Origin of the sequence: Chloroflexus sp. MS-CIW-1 (assembly GCF_030444705.1) — a bacterium.
Lineage (GTDB): Bacteria > Chloroflexota > Chloroflexia > Chloroflexales > Chloroflexaceae > Chloroflexus.
Genome location: NZ_JAUBWR010000001.1, coordinates 647,680 through 658,295 on the forward strand (window position 1 = coordinate 647,680; position 10,616 = coordinate 658,295).

General features: G+C 54.1%; 7 protein-coding genes. 1 reads left to right on the forward strand and 6 read right to left on the reverse strand.

The window, feature by feature from the left end; translation table 11 throughout:
* Window positions 1-19 precede the first annotated feature (19 nt).
* The 5 genes from QTO31_RS02585 to QTO31_RS02605 form a co-directional block, all read right to left on the reverse strand.
* The gene (locus QTO31_RS02585; RefSeq protein WP_301427997.1) at window positions 20-2,026 is read right to left on the reverse strand and encodes an immune inhibitor A domain-containing protein; all 2,007 of its coding nucleotides are present in this window, start codon (window positions 2,024-2,026) and stop codon (window positions 20-22) included.
* A gap of 331 nt (window positions 2,027-2,357) precedes the next feature.
* The gene (gene htpX / locus QTO31_RS02590) at window positions 2,358-3,245 is read right to left on the reverse strand and encodes a zinc metalloprotease HtpX (protein WP_031457995.1); all 888 of its coding nucleotides are present in this window, start codon (window positions 3,243-3,245) and stop codon (window positions 2,358-2,360) included.
* 442 nt (window positions 3,246-3,687) lie between these two features.
* Window positions 3,688-4,647 carry a ring-cleaving dioxygenase gene (locus QTO31_RS02595; protein ID WP_301427998.1) on the reverse strand — a complete coding sequence of 320 codons (960 nt, stop codon included), beginning with the start codon at window positions 4,645-4,647 and terminating at the stop codon, window positions 3,688-3,690.
* A gap of 25 nt (window positions 4,648-4,672) precedes the next feature.
* A complete protein-coding gene (locus QTO31_RS02600; RefSeq protein ID WP_031457998.1) occupies window positions 4,673-5,332 on the reverse strand; it encodes a response regulator transcription factor in 660 nt (219 codons plus the stop codon).
* Between the two features lie 84 nt (window positions 5,333-5,416).
* On the reverse strand, window positions 5,417-7,729 hold the full coding sequence (locus QTO31_RS02605) for an RNA-binding domain-containing protein (RefSeq protein WP_031457999.1): 2,313 nt from the start codon (window positions 7,727-7,729) through the stop codon (window positions 5,417-5,419).
* A gap of 1,040 nt (window positions 7,730-8,769) precedes the next feature.
* On the opposite strand from QTO31_RS02605, the gene QTO31_RS02610 reads away from it, so the two are divergent.
* Window positions 8,770-9,723: a tyrosine-type recombinase/integrase gene (locus QTO31_RS02610; protein ID WP_031458000.1), complete on the forward strand. Its 954-nt coding sequence runs from the start codon at window positions 8,770-8,772 to the stop codon at window positions 9,721-9,723.
* 65 nt (window positions 9,724-9,788) lie between these two features.
* On the opposite strand, the gene QTO31_RS02615 is transcribed toward QTO31_RS02610, so the two are convergent.
* Window positions 9,789-10,613 carry an alpha/beta fold hydrolase gene (locus QTO31_RS02615; RefSeq protein ID WP_301427999.1) on the reverse strand — a complete coding sequence of 275 codons (825 nt, stop codon included), beginning with the start codon at window positions 10,611-10,613 and terminating at the stop codon, window positions 9,789-9,791.
* Window positions 10,614-10,616 lie beyond the last annotated feature (3 nt).

Consider the following 10,616-nt stretch of genomic DNA (forward strand, 5'->3'; position numbering starts at 1 on the left):
GCCCCGCCTTACGATCCCATTATTCCGCGCAGCTCACCTCATATTGTGACCGTTCACTACTGTGCGGCGTAGCCGCAATGACAATCAACACACCTTGCTCGTTGGAGTTGAGCGTTGCAGTAGCGGTACCGTCGGCGTCTGGCACAAGTGCTTCCACCGTGATGCGACCGTCGGAAGCCGTGCGTACCAGTCGTAATTCCCACAGTTGAGGCAAATCACCGTCTATCCGTACAAAACCGGCAGCCTCCCAGTCTCCGGTACCAGATTCTACATCATCGCGAAACCCAATTTCGGGAATAGCGATATTATCGATCAACATACCTGGTGCATGCACGCCCTGATCGTTAATTGACCAGAAACGTAACAGAATTGCTTGGCCCGCAAAGGGGGTAAGATCCATCTGCTCAGTCACCCAGAGACCACGTAGACCATCCTCCAGATTTGCGTCCGGTCGTCCCGATACGCCGGTCAGCCCATGACCGTAATTGACCCCCTGCGGATCGTAGTCGGTTGTCCACTTGCCGGGCAGTGTCTCCCAGGTTTGCCCCCCGTCAGTTGAGACAGTCACGAAGGCGTAATCGTAATCATCCTCAATCTCAAACCAGGTATCGAATGTGAGCGTTGCCGAGCTTACGTTGCGTAGATCAACGACCCGCGTCAGGGTCGCAATACTGTCATCGCCACGGTTGCTCCACCAGGCGTAGCGCCCACGTGGCATCTGACCCGCAATACGCACCGTCTGATCGCCTCGAAATATGACTGTTCGCGTCTTGCGGGGAAGAGCGAGATAATCGATCCCAAATTGAACAACGTCATCACGATAGAGATTGCCAATCGGTGTCGGTCGTACTTTACGCGGGAGCAGATTGGATAGCTCAGTGCCGGTATCGTAGGTATATCGCCCATCGCCAACCCGTGGATCATTGATCAGGTTCGCAACGGCCCAGTCGGCGACGATCTGACGGAAATGACCAATATCAGGGCGTACTTTGGCCGCTAACTCGACAAATGCTTCCAAATTATTACCGGCATCAGCCCGAATCAGAGGGCGTAACTGCTCTTTACCGGCATATTGAGCGTAGATGTAGCGCATGAAGAGGTGCGCTGCACCGTAATGTACACCTGACTGACCGGGTGCAAATCCCCAACCGGTCAACTGAATATCAGTGTTGCGCAGGTAAAGCGGAATAAAGCCCTCGCTCTGGAATCCGTTCAAGTCTTCCGAAAGCTGTGACATTCCTTCATTGAGCCAGAGCGCACTGCCGGGTTGTTCATTCTGATGGATCATGTGTTGGAACTCGTGAGCTAGCACATCGAGATAGGTATCACTATCAAATGGCATCAGATCGATGTTCATAAAAAACATCTCACGCTCGTTGCTGTAGCGATTGACCTGGCGGGGAAGCGAGTCGCTCGATGAGTAGTAGCCAAGAATCTGCTTGCTCCGCTCGACGGCATTGAGAATAGTGATTCGGTTATCACCATCAACACCAGGTTGAATTTCGCTGCCGAAAATCTCGCGTGTGCGCGGGTAGATCTCCCTTTCAAAAGTACGGGCAGCCCGCTCAAGCGCAGCCTGATTGTAGGGTACACCAACTTCGACATACATCAGCACCACCGGCCCAGCGTAGCGCAATTCGGCAGTAATCTCGTATTGAGTGTCGGTACCGAAATCGGTGACAAAAAACGTGCGACGCTCGCCAACCTGTACCTCGAGCGGTTCAGTTCGCGCCACATTCGGACACTCATCAGGTGCTGGTCGGCAGCTTCCGAGTTGTCGTGCCAGCTCTATCTGATCACGCGGCAGACGCCTGGCTGCGTCGAGCAAGGCGATCTCGTCGATCTGAGAAGAGGGTTCGGGAGTGCTCTCTGCTACAGCGGTGGACGGACGGGGAGGGGCATTCGTCGAGCCGACAACCGGTTTCGATACGGCAGTAGGTGTTACCGGCGCAGAATCACCCGGTGCCATACAACCTACTAGTACCAGGAGAATGAGAAAAAGGGAGCTGAGGAGATTGCGTTTCATAATATCGTTTATTCCTTATCAGAAGGATTGATGGGCAGGCAACCCTCGTCATAGGGGTTCACCATCATTATGGTTGATCTTTGCGCACAATGCAACCCACGTACTGCGGTGGAACGAGAGTGCAGCGCCATGCTGTCTCTTCATCGATTTCAACACCAAGTGGTATAGGATCGAGGACGAAGGTTATCTCGTCACTCGGCGTAAGTAGGTCGGTACATCTGCGATGCTCATCACAGGAAGCCAAAAACGGGCATCACTCGCCATTGAGTAATGCCCGTCGAAGGGGGGGGGGGGGAGCTATCTATGTGAACGCGCTACATACTCCTGGCTACTAAACCGCTATGGCAGTATTGTTGCCCCGGTTCGCCATCGCACGCAGACGCGAGATACGCTTATGGGTCTCAGGGTGAGTGCGGAAGAGACTGGCCAGGCCACCAAGGACCGGATTGACAATATACATGTGTGCAGTTGCTGGACGCACATCTTCCATAGGCATACGACCTGCTGCCCACTCTAGTTTCTCAAGAGCGCTTGCCAACGGTAGCGGGTTGCCGAGAATTTGCGCACCGCCTGCATCGGCCATGTACTCACGCGAGCGCGAGATAGCCATCTGAATAATCAGAGCCATGATTGGCGCCAGCATTGCTGTTAGTATGCCACCGACCAGACCAGCAATGCCACCATCCTCTTCTTCGTCACTACCACCAAGACCGGCAAAGATCATCCCCCACATGACCATATCGGCCAGCATACCAATAGCACCGGCGATGGTAGCTGCAATTGAAGAAATAAGGGTGTCACGATGCTTAATGTGGGCCAGTTCGTGAGCGATTACACCAGCAAGTTCCTCACGAGTCAGCAATCGCGCAATTCCAGTTGTCACGGCGACTGCACCATGAGCGGGATCGCGACCGGTAGCAAAGGCGTTTGGTGCATCGGTGTCGATAATGTAGACACGCGGTTTAGGAATACCTGCACGCCGTGACAGTTCTTCAACCATGGCGTGAAGTTCTGGCGCCTCATCAGGTGAAACTTCCTGGGCGCCACTCATTTTGAGTGCCAGCGTGTCAGAGAACCACCAGGCACCCATATTCATCGCTACGGCCAGCACAAGAGCGATAATCATACCGAGCTGGCCGCCAATAGCACCACCGATGACGATGAACAGACCGGTGAGCAGACCAAGCAAACCAACAGTCTTCAAGCTATTGACCAACATTGTCACAGCGTTTCCTCCACGTCTATCAATACTATCCGAGACAGGATGCTTTCACATGCACTACCAGTATAACCAGCGCTAAAGCGCAAACCAAGGGATGGCATTCCTGACTGAATGGGGAGAAGTTCCCACTAGAAAGAAGGAGGGGACCTGAATTGCCGTCTCTGCTGACCGCAGGATGTGGGTATGGGAATCCCCACGCCATAAGTGATGAGGTGCTGGTTTGCCAACCGATGGGTGCAAGCCACCTACCGCACAACGCGGTTCGGCGGCCCGCTTACCTGGGTGACTACAGGTTGGGAGTTATCGGCACCAGGTACGAGATGTTCGCCGGTGTTACGTCGCTGTTATACTGTCTGCTAAGCAAAGGTTTGCTGAAGCAGAGCACGCTGAAAGTCGTGCTATGATCCGCGATTCTGCCTGACAGAATGATGAGGTGTAGTCAATCCGTATCTAGCGGCTTCAATCCTGCCTCGATCTGTGCTCGTCGTGATTCAAGAAATGGTGGCAGTGCTAATCGTTCGCCAAGAGTATCGGTTGGCTCATCGACAGCGAAACCCGGTTCATCAGTAGCTAGTTCAAAGAGAATACCATTCGGTTCGCGAACATAGATGCTGCGAAAATAGTAGCGATCCACGATCCCGCTATTGGGAATCCGCAACTCACGGAGCCAGCGCGCCCAATCCTGATGTTCGACAAAGGTTGAGACACGAAAGGCAACATGATGGACACCGCCAGCACCTGCTTGCGCTATCGGTAGATTGGGTTGAGCAACAACATGAACCTCGGCTGCCGGGCCACCTTGTCCGATCGTGTAGACGTGTACAGGCTGTTCAGGGAAGTCGGGGTGAACATACGTGTGGTGGAGTTGCATACCCAACACTAGCCGGAGCATAGCGTCCGTCAACTCGAGACGGGGCACACTTAACAGCACTGGCCCCAAGCCACGAATCTGGTACTCAACAGGCACCGGACTGCGTTGCCACGGCACAAACTCACCAATCCCACCATCATCAACAAGCATCAGACGTTGCCCTTCGGGGTCTTCCAGGTCAAGGGTTAGACGGTTATCGCGTTGCACGATGTCACCAACCCATACCCCAGTCGTGCGCAGATGCTCAGCCCACCACGCTAGAGCTTCAGATCCGTTGACCCGCAGTCCGGTACGAATGATGCTGCAAGTGCCACGATGTTCAGGCGGCAATGGCCAATCAAAGAAGGTCAGATCACTACCGGGAGTACCTGCGCCATCGGCGTAGAACAGGTGATAAGCGCTGGTATCATCTTGATTGACGGTTCGTTTAACCAGCCGCATCCCAAGAACGCGACTGTAGAAAGCGTAATTTTGGCGAATAGTGGCTGAGATAGCAGTAACGTGATGAAGGCCGGTGAGTTGTCGCATGATTTTCGCTTTCACGTCGGGCATGCTAGCGAAGTTCTGGTGGTGGCACCAGACCACGCTGCACCGCGACGATGGCCGCCTGGGTGCGGTTGCTTACGCCTAGTTTCTGAAAAATTTCGCTCAGACGATTACCAACCGTCTTTTCGGCCAGACTCAACTTGAGTGCAATTGCCCGGTTATCATCACCCTGCGCAACCAGCGCCAGAATATCACGTTCACGTGGCGTCAATACTTCATTCAAGGCTGGCATTGTATCATTGCGACGGAGAAGTTCAAGGACACGTGCCGCAGCACTTCCGGCCAATGCTGCTTCACCACGATGTACCACATGAATGGCTTCAATCAGTTCGGTTGCATCAGCATCTTTCAACAAGTAAGCATTAGCGCCGGCGCGCAGTGCTTCGAGCACTGTTTGCTCATCGCGGTGCATCGTCAGGACGACACAGCGTGTCTGTGGACTAACCTGCGCAATCTGGCGAGCAGCCTCGATACCGGTCATCACCGGCATTGAAACATCAAGCAAGGCGATGTCAGGAGAGGTGGTTTTAGCTGCCTCAACGGCTGCCGCGCCATCGCGTACTTCGGCGACAACCTGAAACCCGCCTTTACGCTCAAGAATCTCGCGCAGGCCTTGCCGGAACATGGTATGGTCATCGGCGAGTAAGATAGTTATCGGCTTACTCATCGTGCCTCCGAAATCTAGTCGAGCATAGGCGCTAAACCTTTCGCCTATGCTACCGATACGGGCGAACATATCCGCTTGTGCTCACTACTCACCGTACAACTGGAGCAGCTCGCGCCATTCGCCGGTCAACTCATCGCGTCGGGCTGCATAGTAGATGTGGGTAGTTCCCTGCTCATCAACGTACACCAGATCGACCTGTGAACGCATCGGACGCAGATAGCCAATGTTCCCCCACCATCGCACCTTATCTTCATCGAGTGGAATATCCTGGTGGTACATTCGTGCTGCATATTCACGTACCGTACCAGGCTCGATGTCTTGTAAACGCCACGGTGCGCCACTCACATCGCCTGTGCGCAGATTACGGAAGGTGTAGAGCCAGTCACCATCTTCTGCGCGGACGGCATTCACAACTTCAATTCCGGTGCGCGGGCGTGGTACACGGATGAGCGCCAGCCATGCCTCTGACAGCTTCTCACGTGGGACGCCATTGTATTCCTGTACCACGCCCGTGTCTTTATCTTTCATCACCAGATCGAACCGTGGCAGACCATCATTGTCAACGGTAATGCGGACAATGCCGCCGCGACCGCGCCAGCGAATGCGCCGTTCACCCCAGGATTCGATGTCAGGTGGGGGTACTGGCTCGAGCGGCTCCTCTTGATCGAAATCGGCGGTATCAGTCTCAATGCGGGCCCCTGCTTCCTGTAAGAGACTCATCCAGGACTCACCGAGACCCCAATCACTGACACCGTAGAAAATATGGTCAATCACACCGTTCTGATCGCGGTGTACGAGATCATATTTCACCCGTGATCCCTGCCGATAGGCCCGCCAGAGACCGAGCCGCCCGCGCCAGCGTACCTGGCTTTGGAGATCAATCCGACCTTCCCGTAGGTCTTCGTGGCGTCCAATCGCGTAGGCCCACAACCCCTGTGCCCGATCACGAGTGACACCGACAGTTGTACGGAGATCGCGTACTTCGTACACCCATGATCCACCACGTCGCTGACTACTGACAATCTCGACGCCAGAACGGGGCAATTCAAGCGTTTCACCATTGTCGAGCGCTGAAGGTTCTCCGACCGCTATGGCCTGACGGCAGAGCTGAATGATCTCGCTCCGATTGGCGACCACAGTCTCATTATCACGACGGATGTAGATGGCGCCGTTACTACCAACGTAGGGTGGCGGGTCCTGCATCTTAACTTCTACCCGAATGACATCACGACCTTCGTAGTGCATCAGCTCAAATGACAGATAGGGTTGAGGTGTAAGGTGCTCGGCAATACTCTGGCGGAGTGCTTCGGTCACCTGATCAGGGCGTTCAACACCAATCACCTGGCCGCCCGGTTCGCAGCCGATGATCAGAACACCGCCGCCAATATTGGCCAACGCAGCAATGTCGGGCCAGAGTGACACAGCCGCCGCCGCATCATGAACGGCGTGCAGTATCTGACGTTCACTGTTGCCACTGAAACGGGCGACATCGATTGACCACTGTTTCTGATCACGTTTCGGTACACGTACCCGATCAAAATCCTGGCTAGAAAAGAGCGCCTTCAGCGCCTCGAAGCTTCGTTCGGGCAGGAGCGCCTCGAAATACCGATCACCGATCCCGTGACGATGGAGCGCTTGGGCGTCTGATTCGGGTAGGCGACGGAGGCGATGGGCATCACTACCCTGAATGCAAAACATCCGGCGCTCGTAATGCTCGGTTTTCCCATTGTAGAAACCGGGCGAGGTAAACTTTTCGTGATCGGTATAGAAATTAATAAACTCCAGCGCATGCAGATACGGGCTTTGCGTGACAGCCACCCGCGCCTGACCGCTCGTTCCTAAACGGAGCGTTTCGGTAATGACACCGTTTGGTCCATTGGCATGAGCAGCGATCACGATACCCCCGGCACGATGAATAATCTCGTAGGCTTCGGTTACATGGCGAGTATTAGCTACACTGCACACACCATTCTTCAGAACTTCGGCTGGAATACCGAGTTGTAACAGAGTTGCTTCAATCAGACTCAGCGGCCGATTTGGTGGAAAGATGCCAAGAATATGGGCACCAAAATGTGACGTGAACTCAAAACCCGGCAAAACGGTAATCTTGTCGAGTAGACGCCGATATTCTGCCAGTCGCGTTGCTTCCTCTCCTGTCAGGCGACCGGCCTTTTCCAGTACGGTCAGAAACTCAAGTTCACGTTGAAACTGCTCATATCCTGCGACTGTATTATGGTCGGTGAACGCGATAATCTCAAGACCACGGCGCTCGGCTTCTTGCAGAATGTCAAGGTAAGAAACGTTCGGTTCAGCGTAATCCTCTGAAGCTGGTGTGTGCAGGTGCAAATCAACCCGAATCCAACGCATTTCGCTGCGTTCTTCTCCTGTTGTGTTCATATTGCAAAAACCTTAGACTTTCAGAACTTTTTAACATGCTTTTAGATTGTCTCTCGTTTTTGAATAGTCTATTCTGATAGTGAAATGGAATGATGCGAAAGACCTCCTCTGTAGCAACTACCGTCAGCTTGACCTCAAGGGTTGCTGTGTCTATTTAACCCTGTATTGATAGTATACCAGATTCGGGCAAGCTCCATGATGATGCCAATGAGGAAGGCGGGGATTTTCAGAGGTCTCAGTTTTTGGTCGTATTCACCGATGAACGTCTTTCACACCCGCCGAGCAGCCTCGCTCTGCGCAATCCACCACAAGCACGAGCCGCTAACCCGCATGATGCAGTGCGTAACAACAAATTGGTTGGCGTCCCCCGCCCCCCGCAAGCACGGGCAAGGAGGAACTTTCCCTACAATACACTGACGAGCATTATCGCCGCGCTCGTGGGAGGTCGAACCGTAGACCTCTGTTCGAGCAGGATGGTACCTCTTCAGCGTTCATTCCTCTTTTTGCGCTCCAATCTCCAGGGTCGGGTGAGAACGTTAAAAAGCCCTCATTGCCGGGAAGAAGGTATTGCAGGATTGGTTCTGTTGTGTCATAATGCGGACGGGTATTCCCAACAATTTAATGATGTCAAACATGTCGGCCCTGCCTTACTTCGATGGCTTGTTCAATTTCTTGCCGACATGCAAAATATTCATTTTTAGAACTAGCATGATGTCGAAGCATTTGCTATAATGCAATTAGATGCGCATGGTGGTAAATCTGTTCAGGATTGCGCTGGGAATACTATGCCTTCCACACGCGCCGAGCGTCTTTCTGGGAAGGGGATGGGTAAAGGCAATTCGTACCCGGGTATCCTCGCGTTATCAGCAACGAGTGCTTTACCGAGTATGGAATGGTCAGCTCTTCACTCCCGGTGTGGGGCTGTGCAATCGGCATAACAGAGAGGAACCGCTTACAGCACTGATCGACGTGCTGTGAGCTGCTTGCTGTGGATGATGAGAAGAAGAGGTTGTCATCACAGCAGGAAAGAGGAGTGTCCTATGCCAGATGAAAACGGATTTGGTCGCCAGTGTGTGCGGACCATCAACAGCGAGTTAGAACAATTTCTGCGCGATCTCAAGCACGAGGATGGCCTGAGTGACAATACCATTACCTCGTACCGTTGTGATTTACGAACCGCCGGTGCTGTCTTACGCCAGGAATTGTCTGCCATTACCACCGCCGACATCCAGCAGTTTCTCGCTAATCGCCAGGAGCAACCGGGAACAACGAATCGGCGCATTGCCAGTCTAGGCCGTTTTTTCCGCTGGGCCCAGACGCGCGGTTACGTGACACACAATCCGGTCGATCAGATTAGTTGCCGACTTCCAACCGAACATCGACCGCAACCGATTACCAATGAGACCGACTTGCGGGCACTGGATCAGGCAATTGCTGCCGCACCACAACCGTACCGTCTGATCTTTACCTTATTGCGCGAAATCGGTATTCGTGCCGATGAGGTCCTGAATCTGAATCTCGGTGATGTGATCCTTGAACCTGGACGTGAGATGTTGTTGGTCCGGGATAGTAAGAGTGGGAAGAAACGGATGATTGTCTTGACCCCTGATGCGATGCCACGCTCGCTACGTGGATTGCGGTATTGGGTGCGCGACATGGAGCATTTACCCCCTGAGACGCCTCTGTTTCGCTCATCACGAGGAACGCGGACATCTTACGACACGCTCCACCGTCGTTGGGTAGCAGTCTGCAAGGCGGCCCGCCTGGTGGATGTGGTTGATGGACGCGAGCAACCGCGCTATACGCTGCATCACCTTCGCCATACAGCGGCAGCCGCTCTCATTACGTTCTATCCCGAACAGGTAGTACGTCGTATTCTCGGTCATCGTGATCCACGTTCGACCCGTCGCTATAGTGAATTTGTGCGCAAACAGCATCATACCGCCGAACAGCCGTCAAGCCTCCAGGCGCCATCACGGCGTGAGGCGATGTAGCGCCCTGTCTGCGCCGGTCATTGTTCGGATTGATGGTGGTGGCTCATTGCCACCACTTTTTTTATCTATCCCAGAAACTGGCGGATGGCCTGGTACGTCGGCCTATACCCTGGCCCGCGCAGCATGTTGTGCGTTGTACCAGGAATGACCTGAATCTGGACCTGTTCTGACGGTGCGACAGCACGCAGTTCGGCTTCGAGTGCCGGTGGAATAATGGTATACGCCGGATCGGCCAGCAAGAAAAGGACTAGTACATGGACCTGCGCCAGACGCGGGATGAGCGTCCAATCCTCTGGCATAAGGAACAGACCGGCGACCTGTTCATAACGACACTCGGCCAACGCCTGTGCCTTCCAGTAATGATCGCAGGGGTGCCAGTCAGGATTCAGCTCGCGCAACCGTGGCAGCGTCTCTGCTGGCGGTTGACCGACACCAACTGCAAATTGGGGTAGCCACCCAGGTGCGACAGCCGCTTCTTGCCTGAGCAACGGATCAAGTAAGATGGCGCACCGTATCTGCGTGCGTACCGGATGCGTCCCAGTTAGCAGAGCCAGCGTTGTGGCGCCGCCCCAGGAATGACCAACCAGGGCCAGATCGGTCAGACCAATCACCTGGATCAGGTCACCAACGATCCCAGCAATGGTGTCTATGTCATGAGCTGGGCTGAGATCGCTCTGGCCGTGACCAGGTAAGTCAACGGCAATGACTCGCCAGCCATCGGCTGCCAGATCGGCACCTAATCGCCAGAGAGTGGCGGCACTGCTGGTAATGCCATGACAGAGTAAGACAGCAGGTCCATCGCTCGACCATTCGAGAAAACTGACGTTTCCGTGGGCCAACGCTATTGTGTTGCGTTGGGCTGTAATCTGGCAATCCTCATGCGTGTGCACTGT